Source organism: Streptomyces sp. NPDC104371 (assembly GCF_055583785.1).
This window is the reverse complement of the sequence record NZ_JBVJNF010000004.1, coordinates 155117-179155: the sequence shown is the minus strand read 5'-3', so window position 1 is coordinate 179155 and position 24039 is coordinate 155117. Positions and strand designations below refer to the sequence as shown.

The following is a 24039-nucleotide window of genomic DNA, read 5'->3' as shown; positions in this document are numbered from 1 at the left end:
GTGTTCCCTCGAAGATCAGCGCTGGCAGGTCAGGCGGCGACGGCGGCACGGCACAGGGCGCGGCCTCGGCTGGCGATGCCGTGGTGAACGGCCTCGGTGGCGGGCGTGCTGGCAGGCGCGTCGGTCAGGAAGGCGGCGGCGCGGTCGAGCTCGTCACGGCAAGCGCCGCACACGGTGCCGTGGCGGCCGAGGGGGAAGGGCGCGGTGCAGACCTCGCAGCGGTCGCGGGTGTCCGGGGCGGGCTTCGGCTTCGGCGCGGGTCGGGCGGGCATCTGGTTCTTGAGCCGGTAGGAGACCAGTGCGGCGGCGGAGTCGATGCGTTCGGGAAGGCGGGCCGTCAAGGACGCGGTGATCTTCATGGTGCTGTGGCCTTCGGCCAGCCAGGCGGCGGCGAGTGGGGCCAGGCGGAGGACTTCGGCGGCGCTGAGCTTCAGGCGGTGGTCCGTGTCGGCGAGTCGGCCCAGGGTGGATGCCGCCCGGCCGATCTCGGCGGCCTCCGGCGCAGCCTGGTCTTCGTCGCCGGAGGCTTCTCCCTCCTCCTCGTCGCCGGACTCGGCCTTCGGCTCGCCGTCGCTCTGCGGCTCGGCCTCGGGGAGGAGGTTCTTTCCTCGGGTCTTTACTCCCTTGGGAGAGTCGCCGACGGGCCGGGTGTTCGGTGCACCGACCGTCGGGATGTGGTCAGTCGGAATGTCGGTCACGTGGGTCTCGGTGTGCCAGCGGCCCGTCTCGGGGTCCTGGTGGCGCACGCGGCGGAGGTAGCCCGCCGCTTCGAGCTGGCGATATGCCTGGGAGACCTTGTGCCGGCCTTCCTCCACGTCGTCGGTGACGGTTTCGACGGTCGCCTTGGCCTCATCGGGCATCGACAGGAGGGTGATGAGCAGCCCTCGGGCCGCGAGGGACAGGCCGCGGTGGCGTGCGGCGGCGTTGGGGACGACGGTGAAGGCACGGTCGTGCCGAGTACGATGCACTCGCATCGAGAGACAACCCCTCTCGTTGTCGGCCCCGGCGAGGTGTTCCCGCACCCATGACCTGGGGCCGTTTGCGTTGACGCTGCGCAACCTACGCGATGCTTTGACTAGATGTCCAGCACATCGCCCGCCTTGCCAAGATCTCGCTATGACGTGTGACGGGCGTCACTCGTCGCACGTTTCCGAAAAGACGCCCTGGCTCCGTATATACAAGTAGAGGCTTGAGCGAATTGAGCTCCTCGCTCATTGGGGCCCCTCCGGGGCCCACGGATCGAATCCTCTTCGCCGCTGCGACATCCCATTTGGCTCCTTCGGAGCCATTTGAAGAAGCCCTTCGCCGCTGCCTTCCCTCTTGATGAAATCACTTAACAGGGAGGCTAATTGGCTTGGTCTACTTCAAGTCGAAGAGAGCGTCTGCCCGCGAATTGGAGTCAGATCCGGCACCGCATCCTGAACCGCGACGGCCATCAGTGCACAGCCAGGGATCAGTACGGCGTGCGGTGCGCCGAGGCGGCCACCGATGTGGACCATATTCGACCCGGTGACGACCATCGAGAGGCCAACTTGCAATCGCTCTGCGGGTGGCATCACCGGATCAAGTCCTCCCGCGAGGGAGCCGCGGCCAAGGCTGCCGGGCGTCGGCGCCAGGACCGCAAGTTCCGCAGGACCGAGGCACACCCTGGCCTGCTGTAAGCGCGCAGAGCTCCGGGCCCATGCCCGTCGAGCCGCGCCGGCCCCCAAGGTCTCCCTTGCCTCGGGGGCCTTCGACTTGAAAGGAGGTGGGAGAGATCCCTGGCCCCGTACCGAGTCGGGAGGCGGATCTCGCCCGCCCCCGAGAGCGCAAGGGCAGTGATGTCCAGTCGGTGACCAAGGGTGTCCTCCGGGACGTCAAGGTTCCTAATGCCGACCGGAATTGGCACCCGATCGCGAAGCGCCTGTGGGACTCCCTGAAGTCGTCCGGCCAGTCCGACTTCTACCAGAACAGCGACTGGGCATTCGCCTACTCGCTATGCGAAGACCTCAGCTACTACAAGAAGGCTGGCAAGCGCTCCGGCCAGATGCTTCAGACCATCTATTCGGCCTTTGAGCGGCTTCTCGTCACCGAGGGCGACCGGCGTCGTGTGCGCATCGAACTTCACGAGCCCGAGGCGGAGGAGCAGTCCGCTGCTGTGCTCGCCATCGCGGACTATAGGCAGGAGCTGGGGCTCGCCTGAGTCAGGCCACGGAGTTACTGCACGAGGTGCTCCAGGCAGAACCGCAGACGTCCAGCAAGGCGAAGCTGGCGGGCTGGCGGGTTCGTGAGGTAGTCGTTCATGCGCCCCCAGTCCCTACGGTCAGCAGGAAGGTCCTCGTACCAGGCGACGCCCCGAGCGTTACACCCGCTGCACAGCAACCCTCGGACGCACCCTCCGCAGATGGACCATGCCCAGTCTGCCGGTTCACAGCATTCATGGTCATGATCAATGTGCCAGTACGAGGAGCTCACGTCCTCTCCCTCGGGCCCCTTGCCACACAAGGCGCAAACGCCGCCCTGGAACTCCAGGATTGCCCTCACGTCGGCTGCCGTCAGGTTGTACCGGCGGCCTTGCCTGGCCATCCGGCTACAGCTCTGGCAATGCCCCGATAGGCGGCCTTCCCCTCTGTACGTGATGGTGGCGCTACACCCGTAGCAGTTGTGCAAGGTGTCGCGCGTCAACGGGACTCCGTAGTAGTGACCTGGCATTCCTCGACGGTACCGGGAAGCACTGACACCGCCCGGAGGTGAGCTTGCCAACTCAGCTCACAGCAGCGGAGATTGAGGCGCTGGAGCCGTCGTTCTACGGCCCAACATGGCTCAAGGAGCCTGGCGGTTCCTGGAAGCTCCCCGAATACACGCTCGGCTGGCAAATCGCGGGTTGGTCCGCTGAGTTCCTCAAGGCCGAGGATGGCGGGCCCTGGCGCTTCACGCGCGAGCAGCTCCGCTTCGTCTTGTGGTGGTACGCGGTCGACGAGAACGGCCGCTTCATCCACCGCAAGGGAGTCCTCCAACGCCTCAAAGGCTGGGGCAAGGACCCGCTCCTCGCGGTGATCTCGCTCGCCGAGTTCGTCGGCCCGAGCCGGTTCTCCCACTGGGGCCCTGACGGGCAGCCGGTCGGCGTCCCGCACCCCCAGGCATGGGTGCAGATCGCGGCCGTCAGCCGCGACCAGACGCGCAACACGATGACGCTGATGCCGTCCCTGATGTCGGACAAGCTCATCGAGACGTACGGCATCAAGGCCGGGGCCGAGCTGATCCGTGCGAACGGCGGCCGGCAGAGGCTCGAAGCGGTCACCTCGTCGTTCCGCGCCCTTGAAGGCGGCCGAGTCACGTTCACGGTGCTCAACGAGACGCACCACTGGGTGACCGGCAACAACGGCGACCGCATGTACGAGACGATCGACGGTAACGCGACGAAGAAGGACTCGCGCTATCTGGCGATCACGAACGCTTACCTGCCTGGCGAAGACTCCGTGGCCGAGCGGATGCGCGAGGCATTCGAGAAGATCCTCGAAGGCCGGGCCTCGGACATCGGCTTCATGTACGACTCGATCGAGGCCCACCCGGCAACGCCCCTGACGCCCGAGGCGATCCGCATCGTCCTGCCGAAGATCCGCGGTGACGCGGTGTGGCTGCGGGTCGAGACGATCCTTCAGTCGATCCTCGACACGACGATCGCGCCCAGCCGCTCGCGGCGCATGTGGCTGAACCAGATCGTTGCCTCCGAGGATGCTCTGTACGGGCCCGCCCAGTGGGATGTGCTCCGCGATGACGCCCTGGTGCTCCAGCCCGGCGACGAGATCGTCATGGGCTTCGACGGCGGCCTCCGGGACGACAGCACGGCTTTGGTGGCGCTCCGCGTCTCCGACATGGCGGCCTTCGTGCTCGGCCTGTGGGAGAAGCCGGACGGCCCGGCCGGCAAGGACTGGGAGGTCCCCCGCGCCCAGGTCGACTCGGCGGTGCACGACGCCTTCCGCGCGTTCGAAGTCCAGGGCATGTACGCCGACGTGGCCCTCTGGGAGTCCTACATCTCTGAGTGGTCAGAGGCGTACGGCGAGGGCCTGGCCGTGAAGGCGCCCGGCAAGGACGCGATCGGCTGGGACATGAGGACCAGCCTCAAGGCGTCGACCCTCGCGAACGAGCGGCTGATGAGATCGGTCTTCGACCGCAAACTCGTCCACGACGGCGACCTCAAGCTCCGTCGGCACGTTCTCAACGCGGTGCGCCGGACGAACAACTACGGAGTCTCGTTCGGTAAGGAGAGTCGCGAGTCGCCGCGGAAGGTGGACCTGTACGCCGCGCTAATGCTCGCGCACGAGGCCCTCGTTGATCTACGCGCCCGTGGCCGGAAGGTCCGCAAGCGGACCGGCCGAGGCTATTTTATTTGATTCGATTGCGAGATCTTAGCAAGGTTGCGTTTCTTGGCTGCCCCCGTTTCACCTGTCGCGCTCGCGCGACAGCTCCTCGCCATCCTGAACCGAGACGGCGACCGGCTGAAGAGGGTCGACGACTACCTCCACGGCCGGCATGACGACCCCTACATGCCTCCCCAGGCGGACGACGAGTATCGGCTCCTCGCCCGCCGCGCCGTCTCGAACTGGATGCCTCTGCTCGTCGGCACTCCGGCCCAGGCGCTGTACGTCGACGGCTTCCGTCCGGGCAGCACCGACGAGGGGATGCCGGTCGAGGTCGAGACGGCCTCGCCGGAGTGGGCGCACTGGCAGCGGTCGCGTCTCGACGCCCGCCAGGCCGCCGTCTATCGCGGAGCCCTGGCGTACGGCCATGCCTTCACCGTCACCGAACGGGATGAGACGGACGGGCTGGTCCACACGAAGGGGCTGTCGGCGCTGCGGACGGCCGCGCTGTACGAGGACCCTGCGAACGATGACGTGCCGTACGCGGCGCTCACCGTCACGGCCTGGCCCTCGGGCGACATCCGAGGCAAGGCGCGGATGTGGGACGCCACGCACGAGTACGCCGTGACGTTCCGCGGCCTGGACGACGAGAAGAGCGTCACGACCACCCCGCTGCGAAGGCATGGCTCGTCGGAGTGTCCGGTGACACGGTTCGCGGCGAGCGTCGACCTGGAGGGGCGTACGCTCGGCGTGATCGAGCCGATGACGGCTCTCCAGGACCGCATCAACCAGACGGTGTTCGATCTGCTGCTTGCCCAGTCCTACGGCAGCACGAAGGTGCGGACCGTCACCGGCATGGCGCCGCCCGTCCAGCGCGATCCGGAGACGGGTGAACCAGTCCTCGACGAGCAGGGCAACCCCGTTCCCCTGCCGATCAACCACAACGCCAGGCGATTTTTGTTCGCCGAGGACCCGGACGTGAAATTCGGCTCGCTGGACGAAACTCCCCTCGGCGGGTTCATCGACTCGATCGACATGAGCATCCGGCACCTGGCCGCAGTCAGCCAGACCCCACCGCACCATCTTCTTGGCCAGATCGCCAACCTGAGCGCCGAGGCCCTCCTCGCTGCCGAGACGGCCCTGAGCCGCAAAATCGCCGAGTTCCGCACGGCTTTCGGCGAAAGCTGGGAGAGGGTCTTCCGGCTAGCCGCCGAACTTTCCGGATCTACCGGTTCGGACGACTACGCGGGCGAGGTCATCTGGCGCGACATGGAGCAGCGCTCCCTCGCCCAGGCCGCCGACGCGCTCGGCAAGCTCCGCGAGCAGCTCGGCATTCCGGCCCGTGGCCTGTGGCGACGGGTTCCCGGCGTGACACAGACAGAGCTGGAGGACTGGGAGCAGAAGCTCGAAGAGGACGACTCTGTGGGGCAGTTGGCCACCGCGCTGACTCGCGCCACACCTGACGTCCCGGCTACGCCCGTGGCGACTGCGGCATGACCAGCGCAGCACGCCAGGCGGAGACCGATCGGGCGTCAGTGGCCTTCCACGTCGCGCTGAGCCAGATCGGCGCGAAGACCACCGCGGATGCCCTGTCCCTGTGGAACGAGGTCCCGGCCGCGCAGCGCGCGGCCACGGCGTCGGGGTGGCTACGGCGGGCGATCACGCTGGTCATGTCGAGGCGGCGCATGTCGCGCGACCTCGCTCGGGCCTACTACCGGCTCGCCCGCGCCCTTCAGACCGGCCGCACCGTCGCTGACCCGTACCACCCCGAGCCGGATCACGTGACCCTCGGCGACCTCCGCCGGGAGTTTGCCGCACTGGCCGGCACCTATTCACCCGGCCCTGATCAGGCGGGCGGGGCCGCGACCGGCGAGTCCGGGGAAGCCCCGCCCGCCCACGACGACGAGCCCGGCCCCGCCGACCAGGACGCCCCGGAGACACCCAGGGCCGACGACGACCCGGAGCTCGACGACGAGGACGACGACTGGGAAAGGGTGCTCGTCGAGGAACTCGACGGACTCCGCGAGGAGGAAGAGCGCATCGAACGGGAGGCGGAGGAAGAACTCCGCACCGTCCTGGACGCGCTCGGCACGCAGAACCTCGACCGACGGCTGTCCCAGGTCGACGACGAACAGGCCGCGAAAGACGCAGACCGCCAGCGCGCGGAGGCTCACCGCCAAGCGGGCGCCCAACAGGCCGCTGCGGCAAGCCGAGTTGCGATGAACGGTGGCCGATCGACGACGTGGAACCACATGCGGCGCGACCACCGGGCTATGGGGTACGTACGGCTGTCCCGTACAGGCACCCCGTGCGGCTGGTGCGCGATGCTGATCAGCCGGGGCCCGGTCTACAAGAGCCGCGAGTCCGCCACCTTCGCGGACGGCGACCGCTACCACGACAACTGCCACTGCTACGCGATGCCGGTCTTCTCGTGGCAGCAGTACGGCTCATCCGAGCTGTTCGCCCTGTCCCGCGAGTACGAGGCCCTGTGGCCCAAGGTCACCCGAGGACTCAGCGGCAAAGCCGCGGTGAGCGCCTGGCGGCGCTTCATCCGCCAGAAGCAGCGCGACGCACACAAGGCCGCAGCCCAGGAGGCGCGGCGATCCACGACCACAGCCCAGGAGGCGTGACCCGTGTCCGAACAGACCCCTGCCCCGGCCGACGAGCAGACCGGCGAGAACGAGCAGATCCAGGACGAATCCCTGTCCCCGGAGCCGCAGGCCGATGCCCCAGAGAACGCCCTCCCCGAGTGGGCGCGCAAGGAGCTGACCAAGGTGCGCGGCGAGGCCGCCTCGTACCGCACCCGCCTGCGTGACGCCGAGGAGAAGCTGTCCGAGGCGAAGTCCCCGGAGGAGTTCGAGGCCGCCCTCGCCGAAGTCAAGGCGAAGAACGCCGAGCTGGAGCGCTCCGTGCTCACCAGCTCGGTGGCCCGGAAGTACGACCTCCCCGAAGAACTGGCCGGCCGACTGCGGGGCGCGACCCCCGAGGAGATGGAAGCCGACGCGAAGGCCCTGCGAACGCTGCTCGCCCCGGCCGCCCCGGAGTCCCTCGGTGGTGGCCTGACCCCGTCCGACGAGGGCGACGGAGAGATGGACCCGCGCGCACTCGCTCGGCGGTCCCGGCGCTTCTAGTCGTCGCGCAGCAGACCCAGCTTCTCGAAAACCCAGCCTGTCAGGGGTGCCATCGCCGCGAAGGCGATACCGCCGCAGGAGGCGCTGTCCCACAGGCCCTTGCGGGCCGCCTGCGCCACGTTCATGACGATCAGCCCGATCACCGCAGCAATGAGCAGCGTAGTGATCACGTAATGCTTAGACATTCTCGTTCGCTCCTTCTGAAGCTTTAGTTCCCCAGGCTGCTTCGGAGCGTTGGGGATCAGTTCGCTCGCACTGATCCCGTCCACGCCAGAACAGCCACATTTCAGTGGACGTCTAGGCGGGACGGGAGAACCCTACCCCCCTGCACCGCGCAGCCCCAAACGGGCTGGTTGCAGCGGGTTTTGCCGTTTCAGGACCGACTCCCGGAGGACCTCCATCCCCACCAATCAGCACCAGGTCGTCAAGCCGCAGAAGCTCGTCAACACCGCAGTCGGAATGCTGGAGCAGGAGCTCCTCGTTCCGAACCTGTTCCAGAAGCAGGGCGTCGATCACTTCAAGGGCGCCGACAACGACACCATCTCCATGAAGGTCGAAGGAATCCTCCCCTTCCACGACTACGCATGGCGCAACGACCGCTCGCAGCCCATTCAGTTCGACGAGTACAGCGAGCGCAAGATCGCCGTCACTTTCGGCGGTAACAGCTATTCGGCCGTCAAGCTGACTGACGAACAGAATGATTTCGACATCGACCAGTGGTCGAAGCTGCTTCGCCCACAGGTCAAGGCGGTGTCGCGCGGTCTTCAGCGCCGGGCCGTGAAGACCCTGACGGGCCAGGAGTACGCCGTTACCATCGGCAACGCGAGCCAGAATCTCCGCTCTGCCCTTATCGAAGCGCGGCGAGTGCTGAACGCATTCCACGCCCCGAAGGAGGGCCGCTATCTCCTCGTCGGCTCCGACTTCGAGTCGGCGCTCCTGAATGACGAGAAGCTGAACTTGGCGCAGAACGTTGGCGATTCCGAGGCGGAATCCGCGCTGCGCACCGCGAGCCTGGGTGAGCGATTCGGTTTCCGGATCGTTGTCGACCAGACGATTCCGAGTGATGCGGCGTACGCCTTTGCGTCCAGCGGGTTCATCTTCCTTTCCGGGGCCCCGGCGGTTCCGCAGTCCGTTCCGTACGGCGCTACCACGAGCTTCGAGGGCATCGCGCTGCGCTGGATTCGCGACTACGACTCGATGTACCTCCAGGACCGCTCGGTCGTGAACGTCTACAACGGCTTCCGGAGCGTGACGGACATCCTGGTCGGCTGGGACGAGGCCGCCGAGAAGGAGATCATCTCGACGAAGGAGCACTTCGTGCGCGGCATCAAGCTCTCCCTCGACGGCAAGAGCGCATACCCCGAGGCCGCCTCCGAGCTTGCCAAGATCACGGGTGTGTCCGACACGAAGGTCTGGACTCCGACCGGCCCGAAGCCGGAGGACGACCCCGCCAACGCCTGATCCCTCCTCGCAGGGGCCGGTGCCACGAGTGCCGGCCCCTGCTTGGCCTGCCCGAAAGGAGGTTGAGACGTGGCGTACGCAACGCTCGACGAACTCAAGGGTCGTCTGGATTGGGAGTTGGATGAGGATGAACTCCGCATCGGCACAGCCGCATTGGAGGACTCGTCCGACCTGGCGGTGATGTACGGGCGCGAGTGGCCGGAGGCCACGGCTCCCCGGCTGGTGAAGACGCTGGTGCTGAAGGCCGCGGCGAGGTACATGCGCAACCCGAACGGCTACACCCAGTCCAGGGCGGGCGACGAGACGCTCGCCTGGTCGGACATCGGCCGTGACGCGGGTTCCGTCTACTTCACGCGCGAGGAGATCCGGCTCCTGGAGGAGCTCGCCGGTCGCAGGCCGGGCCTCAGCAGTGTCCCCGTCACGGCTTGGGGTACGACGCTCCGCTCCGGCAGGGCCACGGTCCCCGTCGACTACCACGGCGACCCGTTCCCCCTGTTCGCCGACGAGACGAGCCCATGGTGAGCGTGCAGCGACGGCGCGGCCAGAGGGCGCGAGTCTGGCGAACAGTGGAGGTCGTGGACAACCGAGGTAACACGGTCGTTGTGGCCGATCCCGAGGGGCCGATCGAGGTCCGGGCGGCCTTCATTCCGCAGCGTTCCTCCAAGGCGGAGGTGCCGGGCCAGCAGCAGATCAACGTCACCACGATGGTGGTCGACGCCCATCTCGCGGACATCTCCTTGTGGTCCCGCGTGGAGTACAAGGGACGCGAGTGGGACATCGTGTCCCCGCCCGCCTACCACCACGGTGATCGCCGTACCCGTCACTGGAGCATCGACATACGGGAGCGGCCCTGATGGCGACCGTTTACCACAGCGTGGGCGGCAGAAAGATCTCCAAGGTCATCGCCCTGAACGAGGGCGTACAGGCGGAGGTCGAAGCGAGGACTTTCGAGATCGCCGTCCGTGCGGAGGAGATTCTCGAAAGGCATCACGCTGAGGGCCATTCAGAGATCGTTGTCGAAGGGGGAAAGATCGACAGGTACGTTGTCCTCTCCGACGATCGCGGCCAGAAGGCCGCCATGTCGATCGAGTACGGCCGCCAGGCGTCCGTGACTGTCCGCGAGGACAAGCACGGAAACAAGTTCCTGGTTGCCGTGCCCGAGATGGACGGCCTGTATATCCTCGCCACCGCATCGCATTTGCCCAAGAAGCGGAAGGGTAAGGTGAAGGTCGACTAGTGGCCGGCATACCAGACCACATCAAGGCCCTCGCCGAACTGTCGCCCGTTGAAGACCTCTTGCTGGCCATCCTGCGCAAGGGGCTTCCCGGAGTTCAGGTGAAGTCACTCATCGACCAGCACGAGACTTTTCCACTCGTGCTGGTCCGCCGCGACCCGACCTTCGGCCAATGGGCTGCCGACACGCGTTTCACCGACGCCGCCCGAGTCGTGATCAACGCGTTCGCCCCCGACCCGAACGGTGACGAGGACGCCGCGATCCTGTCGGAGGCCGTACGCGTCACTCTGCGGGACGCATGGCTCAACCCCCAAGTCATCCCAGGCCGAGGCCACATCACCCGCGTCGACATGAACTCCTCGCCGCGCCGCGCATCGGACTGGGCAACGGCAACGGGCCCGGTGCAGTACGCAGACCTGCCTACAGGCATCTGGCGTTACGAGTCGATCTACGACATCCAGATCCGGAAGCCGCGGACTCGCCCCTACCCTCTCCCCCACTAAGCACAGCAAAGGAAAGGCCCGACCCCTTGTGGGGTTCGGGCCTTTTTTAATGCCCGCATGAAGGAACGTTTTTGGCGCTCAACGACAACGCAACCCTTGTCGTCGGCTCCGGCAATTACCTGACCGCCCCGGTCGGTACCGCCATGCCCGATGACCTCCTGGTGCCCACCTCGCCGTGGCAGACCGTCGGCCACACGAGCCTTGAGGACGTTTTCGGCATCACGTCCGAAGGCGGCGAGGCCACCACGATCGGCACTCTCCAGAACAAGAGTCTCCGGACGAAGTATTCGGCCCGCACGGAGACAATGACTTTCACGCTTCAGCAATTCGACACGACTGGCCTGCGGCTCTACTTCGGCGCCAACGCGCCGATTCTGCCGGACGGTTCGGTCGGTGTCCCTGCCGACCCGGTTCCCACACAGTCGGCATTCCTCGCCATTTTCATTGACGGCGAGAATCACTTCGCTTTCTACGCCCCGAAGGCGGAGATCTACCGCAACGACGACATGGCGATTTCGGACACCGAAAGCCTTGCGGGCCTGCCGCTCGGCGTGAAGCCGATGACGCTCGGCAACAACTCGTGGACGTACGCCGTCACGCCGCTCGGCGGCACGGTCGCGACCGGTGCCACGGCCGGATCGCCCGGCACCTACACCCCGGCCGGAGCCGTCGCTCCCGTCGACCTCTCCGCCCTGGGCGCCGTGATCGCCACCCCGACGAACGCGTGGTCCGCCGGTCAGCACGTCGTGCTCGGCGACAGCTCGAAGGCGCACTGGGACGGCTCGGACTGGGTGGCCGGCCCCGCCGCCTGATCCCTCTCCAACTCCCGGTGCGAGCGCACGCGGACCCGCTCGCGCCGGGTGCCTCCCCCTGTCTCGGTCCGCCCCCTCAACTTTCGGAGGTCCGCACCCCCATGGCTTCTTTCTCCCTCGACGACATCCGCTCCGCTGCCGAGGCCAAGTACGGCAGCACTGACATCGAGCTGTCCGACCGCACCGTCCGCCTGCTGAACCCGCTGCGCCTGCCGAAGTCCAAGCGCGACGACCTGTCCGCGCTCCAGGACCGCATGGGTGGCGAGGACGCCGACCAGGAAGAGCTCCTCTCCGAGGCCATCCGCCTCGTGGCCGAGCGCCCGGCGGCGGCTGATGACCTCCTCACAGCTGTGGGCGGCGATCTCGCCGTCCTCGCCGAGATCTTCGACCGGTACGGCAAGGGCGCCCAGGTGGGGGAAGCCTCGGCCTCTGCCGCCTGATCGACGAGTACGGCGAGGGCCTGTACCCGGATCTGCTGTACCACTTCGGCGTTGACCTCGCCGATGTGATCGCGGGTCGCGGGCCCTCGCCCGCGCTGGTCCTCGCCCTGGTGCAGAGGCTGCCCGACACCTCCTTGACCGTCGCCCTCGCGTCCGGCGGCCGGGAGCTCTTCGGCTGGGGCGTAGATCGCCACATGGCCGCAGACATCTTCGACGCGCTGAACGCGAACACGCGGGCCACGGGCCAGTGGGGCAAGGGCAAGGCCCCGAAGATCCCGCCGTTCCCCCGCCCGCAGGCCGCGGCGAAGCCGAAGGCCACCAAGCAGGCCACCTCTGTGGCCGCGCTCTACCAGCACTTCCAGCGGAGGTAGCCCTTGGCAACGGGGCAGATCATCGGCCGCGTCGCCGTCAAGGTTCTCCCTGACACGAGCGACTTCCGCAAGCAGGCGGAGCGCCAGCTCAACCGGATCGAGCAGCAGCTCGACAAGATCCGGGTCTCCACGAAGCTCGACATGTCCGGCCTCTCGCGCGAACTCGTCGAGGAGATCCGGAAGATCAACAAGCGGAACCGGCAGCTCGACGCGCGCAAGATCCGCTTCTACACCACGATCAGCACGAACGGCATGGCCACCGCCGTCCGAAACGCGGCCCGCGAGCTTCAGCACCGCGCCAACGCGCAGAAGATCGACTTCAAGGTCGACGACCTCAAGGCCACCGGCAAGGTCGAGCTGGAGCTCGACGAGGAGTCGGCCCGTCGGGTCAAGCACAAGCTGAAGGACTGGGCTGACGACATCAGCCCGCTGAAGATCAAGGTCGAGCTCGACATCCCCAACGGCTCCGGGGCCCGCATCTCCGCCCGGCTCCAGGTGCTGACGCGTCCGCGCACGGTGCCGATCGTCCCGAAGCTGGACAGCACCGCCGTGACGAAGGTCGCCACCGCGCTGGCCGCGCTGTCGGGTGCCCGCGTGCTGAACCGGATGTTCGAGAGGCTGAGCAACACCCTCAAGAACCTCGACAAGTCTGTCCCGATCATCGGCTCCGTGGCCCTGGCCATCGCGGGCCTGGCCGGGTGGGGACTCTCCGCCGCGAGCAACCTCGCCGCCCTGTCGTCGAGCCTGGCCTCGATCGGCGCGACCTCACTGCTTCTGCCGGGCCTCCTCGGCGGCATGGCAGTCGGCCTCGGTACGACGATCGCCGCGTTCCGCGACTTCAACAAGGTTCTGCCCGAGGTCAAGACCCAGCTCTCGGCGCTCCAGGACACCATCTCGGAGAACTTCTGGGCGAAGGCGGCGGCGCCGATCCGCACGATGGTCGACGAGCTCCTCCCGGAGTTCACGGCCGGAGTCTCCAAGACCGCCACGCAGCTCGGCGGGTTCTTCGGCGGTCTCGCCAAGTCCCTTCAGGGCGCGCTCGATCCGGCGCTCGCCCAGATGTTCAACGACCTGTCGTCGTCGATCAACATCGCGACGACGGGAACGAGCGCGTTCGCGAACATCATTGCCGTCCTCGGCAAGGTCGGCACGAGCTACCTGCCGGACCTCGCGTCGTGGTTCGTCGACATCTCGGAGCGCTTCTCCGACTTCCTCACCAAGAGCGAGGGGAACGGCAAGCTCAAGGGCTGGATCGACGAGGGCATTCAGTCCCTCCAGGATCTCGGCTCGGTCCTCTACAACGTCGGCGGCATCCTGGCCGGCATCGCGCGGGCAGCGGAAGCCGCGGGCGGCTCATCCCTCGGGATGATGGCGGACACCCTCGAAAAGATCCACAAGACCGTGGACAGCGAGGGCTTCCAGACCGGTCTGACCAACGTCTTCGCCGCAGCCCACACGGCGATGAACGCCATCGCCACCCAGTCGGGCCCGGCGGTCAAGAACCTCTTCACCGAGCTCGGCAACCTCCTCACGGAGCTCCTGCCGCAGGTCGGCGAAATCATCGGCACCGCCTTGGATGCGGTGGCTTCGGCGCTGGCGCAGCCGGAGGTGGTCGACGGCGTCAAGGCGATGTTCGACGGCATTCAGACCGCCGTCGAGGCGCTCGCTCCGGCGATGGCCCCGCTGGGCCAGGCGCTCGGCGCACTGATGCAAGTGATCGGCTCCTTCGCCGCGATGCTCGGCCCGCTGATCGCAGCCGCTCTCGTCCCGCTGGCCAACGCGTTCACGACGCTGGCCCCGTCGATCACGCCGATCATCCAGCTCCTGGGCGGCGCGCTGACTCAGGCGATCCAGGCCATCGCGCCGGTCTTGACTCAGCTCGTCCCGGTGATCGGCCAGGCGCTGAACGGCGCCTTCCAGTCGTTGAGCGGCATCCTGCCGGTCATCGCCGAGGCGTTCGGCCAGATCGTCACGGCGGTAGCGCCGGTCGTCGCGCAGCTCGTGGGCGCGCTCGCTCCGATCCTGCCGATCATCGCGGGGCTCTTCGCTCAGATCTTCTCGGCGCTCGCGCCGCTGGTGTCGACCCTGGCGTCCGCGCTGGCGCCGATCCTGCCGGTCCTGTCGGAGGCCCTTCAGCAGGTGCTGACGGCACTCCAGCCGATCATCCAGGTAGCGCTTCAGATCATCACGGCGGTCATCAAGCCGCTGTTGCCGATGCTGAGCGAGGTCATCCAGGCGGTTCTTCCGCCACTGGCCGACGCGATTCAGCGACTGCTCGAAGCGCTCCAGCCGGTGTTCGATGCCCTGCTCAAGGTCGTCAACATTCTGATGCCGGTCTTGGTGCCGGTCATCCAGTTCATCGTCGAGCTGCTGGCCAACACCCTGGTCGACGCGGTCAACGGCGTCGCGCTCGTCTTCGAGGGTCTCGTCGGGATCGTGAAGGGTGTCTGGGACACCATCGTCGGCGTCCTGAAGATCGCCTGGGGTCTGATCGAGGGCCTGTTCACCGGCAACTTCAGCACACTGAAGGCCGGTTGGTCGCAGTTCTGGTCCGGCATCTGGAGCTTCGTCAAGGGCATCTGGGACACGATCCTCGGCGGCTTCAAGACGTTCCTCAGCGTCGGAATCCTGGGCGCGGCCGGCAAGGGTCTCAAGGCCGTCGGTGCGGCGTTCAAGTCGGGCTGGCAGGCCGTCAAGGCATTCGGCGAGGCCGCGTGGAACGCGATCAAGTCCGGCTTCAGTTCCTTCGGCTCGTTCCTCGGCAGCCTGGGCAGCTCGATGATGTCCCGTCTCGGCAGCCTGTTCTCGGCGGGCTGGTCGGCGATCAAGAACGTGGCGAGCACGGCGATGTCCGCACTCGGCCGCGCCGTCTCCACCGGCATCACCGAGACGATCGGATTCGTCAGGCAGTTGCCCGGCAAGGCCAAGGACGCCCTGAGCAACCTGGGGTCGACTCTCGTCGGCGCAGGTAAGGCGCTGATCCGGGGCCTGATCAACGGCATCACGAGCATGTTCGGCTCGGTCAAGTCGAAGCTCGGCGAGCTCACCTCCAAGCTCACCGACTGGAAGGGTCCGGCCCCGAAGGACGCCGTACTCCTCTACGACGCCGGAAAGCTGATCATCAAGGGTCTGGTCAAGGGCCTGGAGTCGGAGTTCGACACCGTCAAGGCGGCCCTCACCGACCTCACGGCGAAGATCCCGAAGAACGCCAGCAAGGGGCTGAAGGACCGGATCAACCGCGACCGGACCGAGCTCCTCAAGCTCGCGGCTCAGTGGGACGGCGGGGCCAAGAAGCTCGAAGCCGCCCGTGACAAGCTCGACAAGCTCCGCGAGGAGGCCGCGGACTACGCGTCCCGCGTGGTGGACAAGATCGTCGACACGGGCAACGTGACCCGCTTCGAGGACTCCTCGTTCCAGGGCATCGTCACGGGCCTGCAAGCGGCGGTCGACCAGGCCAAGCGGTTCGCGAAGGCCCTGGCCGATCTGAAGGCCAAGGGTCTGAACCAGACGGCGATCGACCAGATCGCCAGTGCGGGGCCGGAGGCCGGGCTTGCGGCGGCCGAGTCGATCGCGGCGGCCGGCAAGGACGGCATCGCCGAGATCAACCGCCTGCAAGACGAGCTCGCCAAGTACGGCAAGCAGGCAGGCAAGACCGCCTCGGATGCGATGTATGCCAACGGCATCGCCATCGCCGAGGGCCTGGTCAAGGGCCTTGAGGCGAACCAAAAGGCCATCGAGAAGCAGATGCTCAAGATCGCTGACTCCATGGTGGCGGCGATCAAGAAGTCCCTCGGCATCCACAGTCCGAGTCGCGTGTTCACCAAGCTCGGTTCGTTCGTCGGCCTCGGCTTCGCCCGAGGCATCGAAGGCGAGTCCGGCCGGGTGGCCAAGGCGGTCGACGCCATCACGGCTCGGCCCGGCTCGGCGGACTACGCCAGCGCCGCCCGTTCGGTATCGGCGGCTGTCGCTCATGGGCTCGGTACGGGCTCCTCCGGCGCGGTGACCAAGGTTCTCAACTACTACGCGGCCCCAGGGGCGTCGCTCAGCTCCCAGGAGGAGCTGTTCGCCGCGACCGGCCGTGCACGAATGATGGGGTGGTGAGTGACTGCACTCCTGCTGCAAACCGAGCGTGACACGCTCGATCTCAACGGAGTGGCGACCCAAGGGGTCGGATTCCAGGCCACCGCCGGATTGACCGGCCTCGGCCTCCCCTCGGTCAATGCCCAGTGGCTGGAGGGCGCCGGGGACGGCGCGCGGTTCCGGGGGCAGCGGGTTCTCCCTCGCGACATCGACATGCCTCTCGACATCGTGGGCCGGGACAGGAAGCACCTACGGCAACTCGTCTCCCGCCTCGCGCGGGCAGTGGCCGGGGAGTGCTCCCTCGTCCTGGTCGACGACGAGGGCGTTCGCTGGACAACGCCCGTGTACCGCACAGGTGGCGGAGACATTGAGCTCGCCAACAGCAACGACCTGCAAACGGTCATCTCGTTCCGGGCGCCGGACCCGTACTTCACGGCCGGGACCGTTTCCACTCAGACCGTGGGCGGCGACCCCGGCAGTCAGCCGTTCCTCTCCTCCCTCGTCTCCCTGCCCCTCGCGGCCAGCCAGGCGATCGGCGAGGTGCAGCTCGACAACGTGGGCGACGCCGACGCCTACCCGACATGGACGGTGTACGGGCCGGGCCGACTCCTGACCGTGGCCGCCCCGACCGGGGAGTCCCTCCAGTGGAACGGCACGCTGTCCGCCACGGAGAAGCTGATCGTGGACGTGCGGGCCGGAACCGTGAAGGACGGCACGGGGGCCAGCCGGTATGCCGAGCTCGCCCCGGCCCCCCGTTTCTGGACCGTTCCCCCTGGCACTTCGACCGCGAGCGTGAGCCTCCTCGACACCACCGCGGCCTCCAAGGTCGTGTGCTCGTGGAGACCGCGCCGATGGATGGTGATCTGACTGAAACTGGCAGACCTCACGGTCGAGGTCCGCGACAAGGCCCTCACCCGCCTCGGCCTGATCCGGCCCGAGGATCTCGTCCTCGAAGTACAGGACACCTTTAACAACGTCGGCTCCTGGAAGCTCACTCTGCCCACCGAGCATCCGCTCACCGACGCTCTGCGGGTGCCGGGTGCCGGGTTGATCATCACCGGCCCCGGCGGCGTGCTGATATCCGGGCCGGTCACCTCGTCCGAGTACGCGGCCACCCCGGAGGACCGGCGCGGGTCGGTCGTCTTCGACGGGGTGTCAGACTCGGTGGTGCTGCTCGACATGCTTGCCTGGCCAGAGCCGTCCAACCCCGACGTGACCAAGCAGTCGACCGGCCACGACGAGCGGACGGGCCCGGCCGAGACGCTGATGCACGCCTACGTCGAGGCGAACTGCGGACCGGCGGCACCGGCCTCACGGCGCCGGGCGGGGCTGGTCATGGGGCCGGACCGGGGTCGAGGGCCTGTCCTGTCCAAGTCGGCTCGGTTCCCGACGCTCGGCGAGCTGCTGACCGCTATCGCGGTCGTGGCAGACCTGGGCTTCCGCATCGTCCAGCGGGCAGACAGCCTCGTCTTCGAGACGTACCAGCTCGCCGACCGCACCAAGGAGGTGCGACTCGATGTCCTCGCGGGCACCCTCGCGGGCCAGCGCGTCTCGGTCTCCACGCCCGGCGCCACCCGCGTCATCGTCGCGGGCCAGGGCGAGCAAGAGGACCGGACGTTCGTCCCCGTCTCCAACGACGCCTCCGAGGGCGCCGAGGCTGATTGGGGGCGGAGGATCGAGCGGTTCGTCGACCAGCGCAACACCGACGATCTCGACGAACTCACCCAGGCCGGCAACGAGGTCCTGGCGGACGAAGGATTCACCTCAACCGCCGTGCAAGCAGTTCCCGTTGAGGATTCCGCGGCCGAGTTCGGAGTCGACTGGGGGCTCGGCGACCGCGTGAGCGTGATCGCTGGCGGGCAGGAGCTGACCGCCCCGGTGACCGGCCTGGTCATCAAGGCCAACGACGGCGGCTTCCAGGTCGGAGCACTCCTCGGCGACCCGACCGGCTTCAACCCCAACGCTTTGGCGGCCAAGCGCGCCCAGAGCACCGAGAACCGCGTCTCCGCCTTGGAGCGCACCGCAGAAGGAGGCGGGGCAGATCCCGTCATGAGTCTCATGGGAGCGTGGTAGTGGCCAACACGCCGAAGGTCTTCTTCCGGGCGGCGGCGCCCACCGGCATGGCGACGGCCTACACCGTCCCCGGTGCCGGTCTCGCCGTCGTGACGAACATCGTCGCCACCAACCCGTCGTCTACGACGAGCGCGAGCGTAACCGCGCGTCTCGGCGGAGTGCCTCTCCTTTCGGGTGTCGGCATCGCGCCGAGCGGCGTCCTCACGCTCGATCTCCGGCAGGTGCTCACCGCTGGCGACACGATCGAGGTCCAGGGCAGCGGCGCCCAGGCACATATTCACATCAGCGGCGTGGAGGTGGTCTGATGAGCCTCACCGTGTGGCCCGCCCCGGAGGACAAGGGAGTCGTGGGCCCCACCGGGGCGCCAGGCTCCCAGGGCCCGAAGGGCGACACAGGGCCTGCGGGACCGCGAGGCGATACGGGGGCCACCGGACCAGCCGGGCCCACCGGACCAGCCGGGCCGCAGGGAGCAGCCGGAGCGCAAGGGCCGGCCGGGGCTCCCGGAGTCGTTCAGTCGGTGTGCGGCATCAGCGCCGCGTCCGTCACACTCACCGCGGCCGATGTCGGCGCTCTCGCCGCGTCGTCGCGCGGAGCCGCGAACGGAGTCGCCGCCCTGGACAGCTCGGGGAAGGTGCCGAGCGCTCAACTCCCGCCCCTCGCCGATCCGTACGTTCCACCGGGCGAGTTCACGCCTGGCGATCTCGGTCTGAAGGCGTGGGCTTTCGACCCCGCGCTGACCTCCTCCACGCCGATCTACTGCGGCACCACTCCTCGCCTCGCGGCCGTCAAGGTCACCGCCTCCACATCCGTCTCCAAGATCGTGTGGCACTTCGGCGGCTATTCGGGCGGGCTGACCTCGGGGAGCTGGGCCGCGATCTACAACACGTCGATGGCTCAGGTCGGCGTCGCCACCACGATCGAGTCGGGCAACGAGCCGGCCGAGCAGCACGGGTCCGGCGGCAACGCCTCCTTCACGGCACTCGACAAGACCGTGACGCTCGCGCCGGGCGTCTATTACGTGGTCTGGCGCTTCAACTACAACACGACGACGGGCGACGGCCCGATGGTCCTCGGCGCGGAGAACGCCTTCGGCGCCCCGGCCAACACCTTCGGCCTGAACAACCTGTGGCGGTTCGGTCGACTGTCCACGTCGCCGACAACGCCACCAGCGACCCTGAGCGGTATCGCCAACGAGTCCAACCGCTTCTGGGTCGCCCTCGCGTGAAAGGAAGCAGCACTGAAGGCCATCGAAGCCACCATTCCGTTCCACAAGACCGGCGAGTTCCAGAAGGTCTACGGCACGGTCCACGTCTCCATCGGCGAGCCCACGCCCACCTTCCCGGATCTCACCGCCGAGGAACGGGAAGCGATCTTGCGCGCAGCGGTCGCCGCCGTCCAGGGCGCCTTGCCCAGCGACCTGGAGTCCATGTTTCCCTCGCTGCGCTTCGCCGAGGACGCGGCCGTCTGACCGCCCCTCTTCGACCGTCGGCCTCCGTGACAGCGGGGGCCTTTCTCATGCCACAGGAAGGACCGCTTAGTGGCGAAAAGCTCGTACCCCTTTGATGGCCAGGCGGCGACGGAGTCCCAGTACAGCCGCCTCTTCCGCGAGTTCCAGGAGTCGGGAGTCGTCGGCACCGCTGACGGCATGGACCTGAAGGTCCAGGCAGACGGCTCCGGCATGAAGGTCTCCGTGCAGCCGGGGTTCGCGATCCTGCGGGGGCACGCCTTCTTCTCGACCGCAGTAGAGACCCTGAACATCGCGGCACCCGATAGTTCGGAGCGCCGCGACCGCGTTGTCCTGCGCCTCGACCCGGCAGCGAACCGCATCGACTTCGCTGTTCTCAAGGGCACCCCCGGCGGAGCGGCCATCGAGCCCACCCAGACCGACACCGACATCTTCGAGCTGTCGCTCGGACTGGTGCGCGTCCTTCCCGGCGCCACGAACATCGGGACTGACGCCGTACTCGAAGGGCGGCGGTACTCGGGATCGCGCATCGGCACGTGGACGACGAACACCCGGCCGGCAACCCCGCGCGTCGCGCAGCTCGGCCTGAACCGCACCACGAAGGCGTGGGAATACTGGGACGGTTCGTCCTGGGCAGACCTCGCCCCTGGGGCTACGTGGTCGAACATCTCCGGACGTCCGGCCTCGTTCCCCCCGGCGAGCCACACGCACGGCTGGGACGACGTGACAGGTAAGCCGGGCACGTTCCCTCCGTCGAGCCACACGCACGACTGGGGCTCGATCTCCGGAAAGCCCTCGACGTTCGCCCCGGCCACGCACTCGCACGCGTGGTCGTCCATCACGAGCAAGCCCAGCACGTTCCCCCCGTCGACTCACTCGCACGGCTCGTATCTGGAGGCCGGGGACACGATCGCCTGGGCGAACGGCTCGAAGCAGCCGCACAGCCGCGGTGTCTCCGGCTCCGGCACGTACTACGCCGTGTGGGTTCGCGGGGACGGCGGCTTCTGCCGCAACACCTCCTCGATCAAGTTCAAGGAGAACGTCCGGGACTACGAGATCGCCCCCGATAACGTGCTTGCCTTGCGCCCGGTCGTCTACGACCGGAAGCCGGAGGACGGGCAGCCCGGACGGAAGAACGAGGTCGGGCTGATCGCGGAGGAGGTCGAGAAGACCCTCCCGTGGCTCGTCAACTACTTGGACGGTCAAGTCGACGGCCTCCGCTACGACCTCCTTGGCGTCGCGCTCCTGCCGGTCGTTCAAGACCAAGAGGCGCGCATCAAGGCCCTGGAAGCCCGGCTGGCGGAGTCCGCCGAGTGATCGAGCCGAACGTCCAAGTGGCCCTGATCTCCGCAGGCGGCACCGTGACCGTCGCTCTGGCCGGTGTTCTGGTCGAGCTCGTACGCCGCCAGGGCCAAGCGCTGAGCGAGGTTCGCGAGCACACCGAAGAGGCCCGCCACCAGGTCGCCAACACCCACAGCACCAACCTGCGCGACGACGTGGACCGCGTACTCGACGGCATGGAGCAGCTCCTCGCGGGCCAGCTCCGCCACGACGAGGCCCTCGGCCGGCACGGCGATGAGATCAGCGCCCTGCGGTCCGACGTGGCCCACGAGCGCAGCGAGCGCCTGGCCGTCGCCGAGCGGCTCGACGACCACATAGCGCGCACTCCCCCCAACTGATCAACCCCAGCAGGGCCCTGCCTCACCTTCGAGGCGGGGCCCTTTTGCATGTCCAAAGGAGCACCTCACCCAGTGGCACGACCGCAGACCTACCCGAAGGCTGACGCCAAGACCCAGTGGTTCCAGACCCGTTACCCCGGATCGACGATGGACGCGAACGTCGGCGTCGTCCACACGACGGAGGGAACCGACTGGCCCTCGTACGACGGTGGCGCCTCGGCCCCGACCATCACGGCCAAGCCGGACTTCAAGGCGAAGAAGCTTCTCTACCGTCAGCACTTCCCCATCGACAAGAGCGCCCGCGCCCTGGTGAACGCTTCCGGCGGCGTCGAGACGAACACGCTCAACGCCTTCCAGATCGAGCTGACCGGCACCTGCGACCCGTCGACACACGCGAAGTGGACGAAGGCCGGGTACGCGCACATCTACTGGCCCGAGGCCCCGGACTGGGCACTGCGGGACCTGGCCGAGCTGTTCGCGTGGCTCGACAAGGAGCACGGCATCCCGCTGAAGTGCTCGGTCAAGTTCCTGTCTTACCCGAAGTCGTACGGTTCTGCGGGCGGCCAGCGCCTCAGCGGTAAGGCGTGGCAGGGGTATTACGGCTGGCTCGGACACCAGCACGTGCCGGAGAACCTCCATGGCGACCCCGGCGACTTCCCGATCGAGAAGGTGCTCGCGTACGCCAAGGGCGTCACTCCGCCGAAGAAGCCGACCCCCTCCAAGCCGACTTCGAGCATCGTCGCTCTGTCGGCCGCCGTGAAGCCGGGGGCGCGGCACCCGCAGGTGAAGGAGCTTCAGCAACTCCTCATCAAGGCCGGATACGGGCCGATCAAGGGCTCGGTCACCGACTTCTACGGGGTGAACACCCAGGCCGCGGTGGCGCGTTTCCACGACCGCAACCCGAAGTACAAGTCGGTTGGGCTGGTGCGTGATCCGCGCATCGGGCCGTCCGGGTTCGTCGCTCTGCAGAAGCTGGCGGGCCGCCGATGAGCAAGATGCAGACCCCCGGCTTCAAGCCGGTGAATCTGGTGAGCCTGCTCCCCGTCCGCTACCGCTCGCGGGTTGGTGCCGTGCTGGCCGCGCTCGGCGTGGTGGTCAGCGTGCTGTCCGTGGCGTACGCGGACTGTCCCGAGATCGCGGTGATCGTCCAGATCTTGACGGCGCTTGGTGTCGTCGCTCCGGCCGAGGATCAGCCGGACGATCAGGTCGAGTAACGACGAAGGCCCCGCTGACCTTTACTGAGGTCGGCGGGGCCTTCTCGTCGTTGCGCTACTTGCGCTTGGACTGCTCGATCTGGTCGACGGTCCTCACCATGAGCCGCCGGGATTGCGCTTTCTTGGCGGCCGTCTTCTTGGTAGCCGCCTTCTTCCTTGCGGCGCCCTTCGCGGGAGCAACGGCCTTTGATGCAGGCCCGGTTACCTCTGGCGCGACGGCCGGCTCGGCAGGCGAGTCGTCCTCCGCAGCGCAGTCCTCGTCTTCTACCTGCGGTTTCTCGGCTTCGAGGATCTCTTCCAAGGCGCCCGCGTGATCGCCGCACCGGTCGGTGTCGCGCGTTCGCCCCCCTTCCGTGACGGTGTAGCGACGGGTCTTGACTCCGATCCGTTTGCACACATCGCAAACTCGCACGCTGACCAGCACAACCGTGACCCCCATTCGTTTGTCTTGACGAGTCAAAGTCTCGCGTGTCAGTCTAGGGGTTGCATAGGACTCAGTGGTCCATGCGCCGGGGGGTTGCTACATATTTGGAAGGGGACGACATGCCCGCCAAGAGCAAGATCGTGGACGAACAGGAGGCAATCCGCTGGATTGAAGAGGGGAAGCCCTATTCCTGGATCGTCGAGCAGTACCAGAAGAAGTACCAAATCAAGACGACGCCTTCCCTCTGGGCTTCCTTCCGCTCTCGGAGGGGCCTGAAGAGGCGCACCGCGAGGAATGAAGACCTTATTCCTTGGGCGGTCAAAGAAGAGCATTGGTTCGCTTACCCTCTGGCGATGCTGCGCATTGAGGCGCGCATTCGCGAGGGATTCAAACTGCGGGATGTGGACGCCAAGCGCCACGCTTCCTGGAGGGAACTCCTGAAGGAAGCGGATGCCGTCGTGTATTACGACCCAGAGACCGAAGAGGGGTTTCACTACGTCCCCCGCGAGGACAGTGACACCGACATCGTCCGCCAGCCTGAGCAGGCTACACGCAAGCTCTGACAACGCGCTCCCCTAGGGGATGACTCCTTCCTGAGCTGCACAGATACCCCTCCGCCTCCACCCCAGGGATGACACTCCCTGGGGTTTGTTCTACTTCAGGAGTAGTCACGTCCCACCTCTCCTACGAACGTCGGTCGGACTTCCTCCACTAGGCTCGATCCGGGCTTGACCAAGGGGACACAAAAGGTCAAACTCTAAACAACTGTTCGGTTTGTGCGTTCGAGGTGAGAGAAATCGAATCGCACTCAT

General features: G+C 67.2%; 27 protein-coding genes. 23 read left to right on the top strand and 4 right to left on the bottom strand.

Annotation, left to right across the window (positions count from 1 at the left end):
- Positions 1–29: 29 nt before the first annotated feature.
- Positions 30–974, bottom strand: coding sequence for a hypothetical protein (locus tag ACZ60T_RS14890; RefSeq protein WP_469666253.1), 945 nt, complete (start codon positions 972–974; stop codon positions 30–32).
- A 773-nt stretch (positions 975–1747) separates the two neighbouring features.
- Here ACZ60T_RS14890 and ACZ60T_RS14885 point away from each other — a divergent pair.
- Positions 1748–2182, top strand: coding sequence for a phage terminase small subunit (locus ACZ60T_RS14885; protein WP_469666252.1), 435 nt, complete (start codon positions 1748–1750; stop codon positions 2180–2182).
- A 14-nt stretch (positions 2183–2196) separates the two neighbouring features.
- Here the strand turns inward: ACZ60T_RS14885 and ACZ60T_RS14880 are convergent, their stop codons facing one another.
- On the bottom strand, positions 2197–2565 hold the full coding sequence (locus tag ACZ60T_RS14880; protein WP_469666251.1) for an endonuclease domain-containing protein: 369 nt from the start codon (positions 2563–2565) through the stop codon (positions 2197–2199).
- Positions 2566–2735: 170 nt separating this feature from the next.
- On the opposite strand from ACZ60T_RS14880, the gene ACZ60T_RS14875 reads away from it, so the two are divergent.
- The 4 genes from ACZ60T_RS14875 to ACZ60T_RS14860 are packed head-to-tail and all read left to right on the top strand — an operon-like array spanning position 2736 to position 7471.
- Complete coding sequence (locus ACZ60T_RS14875) at positions 2736–4373, top strand: terminase (protein ID WP_469666250.1); 1638 nt, start codon at positions 2736–2738, stop codon at positions 4371–4373.
- 33 nt (positions 4374–4406) lie between these two features.
- On the top strand, positions 4407–5837 hold the full coding sequence (locus tag ACZ60T_RS14870) for a phage portal protein (protein ID WP_469666249.1): 1431 nt from the start codon (positions 4407–4409) through the stop codon (positions 5835–5837).
- Positions 5834–6970, top strand: coding sequence for a VG15 protein (locus ACZ60T_RS14865; protein ID WP_469666248.1), 1137 nt, complete (start codon positions 5834–5836; stop codon positions 6968–6970). The genes ACZ60T_RS14870 and ACZ60T_RS14865 overlap by 4 nt, the downstream gene beginning before the upstream one ends.
- 3 nt (positions 6971–6973) lie before the next feature.
- Complete coding sequence (locus tag ACZ60T_RS14860; protein WP_469666247.1) at positions 6974–7471, top strand: hypothetical protein; 498 nt, start codon at positions 6974–6976, stop codon at positions 7469–7471.
- Here ACZ60T_RS14860 and ACZ60T_RS14855 read toward each other — a convergent pair.
- Positions 7468–7656 (bottom strand): hypothetical protein, encoded by a 189-nt coding sequence (locus ACZ60T_RS14855; RefSeq protein WP_469666245.1) that lies wholly within the window; start codon positions 7654–7656, stop codon positions 7468–7470. The two genes, ACZ60T_RS14860 and ACZ60T_RS14855, sit on opposite strands and share 4 nt — an antisense overlap.
- Before the next feature lie 274 nt (positions 7657–7930).
- Between ACZ60T_RS14855 and ACZ60T_RS14850 the strand changes: the two genes are divergently transcribed.
- From ACZ60T_RS14850 to ACZ60T_RS14770, 17 genes are all read left to right on the top strand, one after another.
- Entirely contained in the window at positions 7931–8932 is a 1002-nt protein-coding gene (locus ACZ60T_RS14850; RefSeq protein WP_469666244.1) for a hypothetical protein, read from the top strand.
- A 69-nt stretch (positions 8933–9001) separates the two neighbouring features.
- Positions 9002–9454 carry a hypothetical protein gene (locus tag ACZ60T_RS14845; protein ID WP_469666243.1) on the top strand — a complete coding sequence of 151 codons (453 nt, stop codon included), beginning with the start codon at positions 9002–9004 and terminating at the stop codon, positions 9452–9454.
- A gap of 53 nt (positions 9455–9507) precedes the next feature.
- Positions 9508–9786, top strand: coding sequence for a phage head-tail adapter protein (locus ACZ60T_RS14840; RefSeq protein WP_469666242.1), 279 nt, complete (start codon positions 9508–9510; stop codon positions 9784–9786).
- Positions 9786–10169: a DUF5403 family protein gene (locus ACZ60T_RS14835; RefSeq protein ID WP_469666241.1), complete on the top strand. Its 384-nt coding sequence runs from the start codon at positions 9786–9788 to the stop codon at positions 10167–10169. The genes ACZ60T_RS14840 and ACZ60T_RS14835 overlap by 1 nt, the downstream gene beginning before the upstream one ends.
- The gene (locus tag ACZ60T_RS14830; RefSeq protein ID WP_469666240.1) at positions 10169–10669 is read left to right on the top strand and encodes a hypothetical protein; all 501 of its coding nucleotides are present in this window, start codon (positions 10169–10171) and stop codon (positions 10667–10669) included. Before ACZ60T_RS14835 ends, ACZ60T_RS14830 begins: the two co-directional genes overlap by 1 nt.
- Positions 10670–10740: 71 nt before the next feature.
- Positions 10741–11481, top strand: coding sequence for a phage tail tube protein (locus ACZ60T_RS14825; RefSeq protein WP_469666239.1), 741 nt, complete (start codon positions 10741–10743; stop codon positions 11479–11481).
- Between the two features lie 101 nt (positions 11482–11582).
- Entirely contained in the window at positions 11583–11921 is a 339-nt protein-coding gene (locus ACZ60T_RS14820) for a phage tail assembly protein (protein ID WP_469666238.1), read from the top strand.
- 65 nt (positions 11922–11986) lie between these two features.
- Complete coding sequence (locus tag ACZ60T_RS14815) at positions 11987–12292, top strand: hypothetical protein (protein WP_469666237.1); 306 nt, start codon at positions 11987–11989, stop codon at positions 12290–12292.
- A gap of 3 nt (positions 12293–12295) precedes the next feature.
- A complete protein-coding gene (locus ACZ60T_RS14810; RefSeq protein ID WP_469666236.1) occupies positions 12296–16393 on the top strand; it encodes a phage tail protein in 4098 nt (1365 codons plus the stop codon).
- Complete coding sequence (locus ACZ60T_RS14805; protein ID WP_469666235.1) at positions 16394–17239, top strand: phage tail family protein; 846 nt, start codon at positions 16394–16396, stop codon at positions 17237–17239.
- Entirely contained in the window at positions 17240–18445 is a 1206-nt protein-coding gene (locus tag ACZ60T_RS14800) for a siphovirus ReqiPepy6 Gp37-like family protein (RefSeq protein ID WP_469666577.1), read from the top strand.
- Positions 18445–18750, top strand: coding sequence for a hypothetical protein (locus tag ACZ60T_RS14795; protein ID WP_469666234.1), 306 nt, complete (start codon positions 18445–18447; stop codon positions 18748–18750). The genes ACZ60T_RS14800 and ACZ60T_RS14795 overlap by 1 nt, the downstream gene beginning before the upstream one ends.
- A gap of 212 nt (positions 18751–18962) precedes the next feature.
- Positions 18963–19670 (top strand): hypothetical protein, encoded by a 708-nt coding sequence (locus ACZ60T_RS14790; RefSeq protein ID WP_469666233.1) that lies wholly within the window; start codon positions 18963–18965, stop codon positions 19668–19670.
- A 312-nt stretch (positions 19671–19982) separates the two neighbouring features.
- A complete protein-coding gene (locus ACZ60T_RS14785) occupies positions 19983–21227 on the top strand; it encodes a tail fiber domain-containing protein (RefSeq protein ID WP_469666232.1) in 1245 nt (414 codons plus the stop codon).
- The gene (locus tag ACZ60T_RS14780) at positions 21224–21589 is read left to right on the top strand and encodes a DUF2746 domain-containing protein (RefSeq protein ID WP_469666231.1); all 366 of its coding nucleotides are present in this window, start codon (positions 21224–21226) and stop codon (positions 21587–21589) included. The genes ACZ60T_RS14785 and ACZ60T_RS14780 overlap by 4 nt, the downstream gene beginning before the upstream one ends.
- Before the next feature lie 72 nt (positions 21590–21661).
- Positions 21662–22579 carry a peptidoglycan-binding domain-containing protein gene (locus tag ACZ60T_RS14775; protein WP_469666230.1) on the top strand — a complete coding sequence of 306 codons (918 nt, stop codon included), beginning with the start codon at positions 21662–21664 and terminating at the stop codon, positions 22577–22579.
- Positions 22576–22803, top strand: a complete 228-nt coding sequence (locus ACZ60T_RS14770; RefSeq protein WP_469666229.1) for a DUF7439 family protein — start codon at positions 22576–22578, stop codon at positions 22801–22803. The genes ACZ60T_RS14775 and ACZ60T_RS14770 overlap by 4 nt, the downstream gene beginning before the upstream one ends.
- Positions 22804–22858: 55 nt before the next feature.
- Here the strand turns inward: ACZ60T_RS14770 and ACZ60T_RS14765 are convergent, their stop codons facing one another.
- Positions 22859–23227 (bottom strand): hypothetical protein, encoded by a 369-nt coding sequence (locus ACZ60T_RS14765; RefSeq protein ID WP_469666228.1) that lies wholly within the window; start codon positions 23225–23227, stop codon positions 22859–22861.
- A gap of 119 nt (positions 23228–23346) precedes the next feature.
- Between ACZ60T_RS14765 and ACZ60T_RS14760 the strand changes: the two genes are divergently transcribed.
- The gene (locus tag ACZ60T_RS14760) at positions 23347–23790 is read left to right on the top strand and encodes a hypothetical protein (protein ID WP_469666227.1); all 444 of its coding nucleotides are present in this window, start codon (positions 23347–23349) and stop codon (positions 23788–23790) included.
- Positions 23791–24039 lie beyond the last annotated feature (249 nt).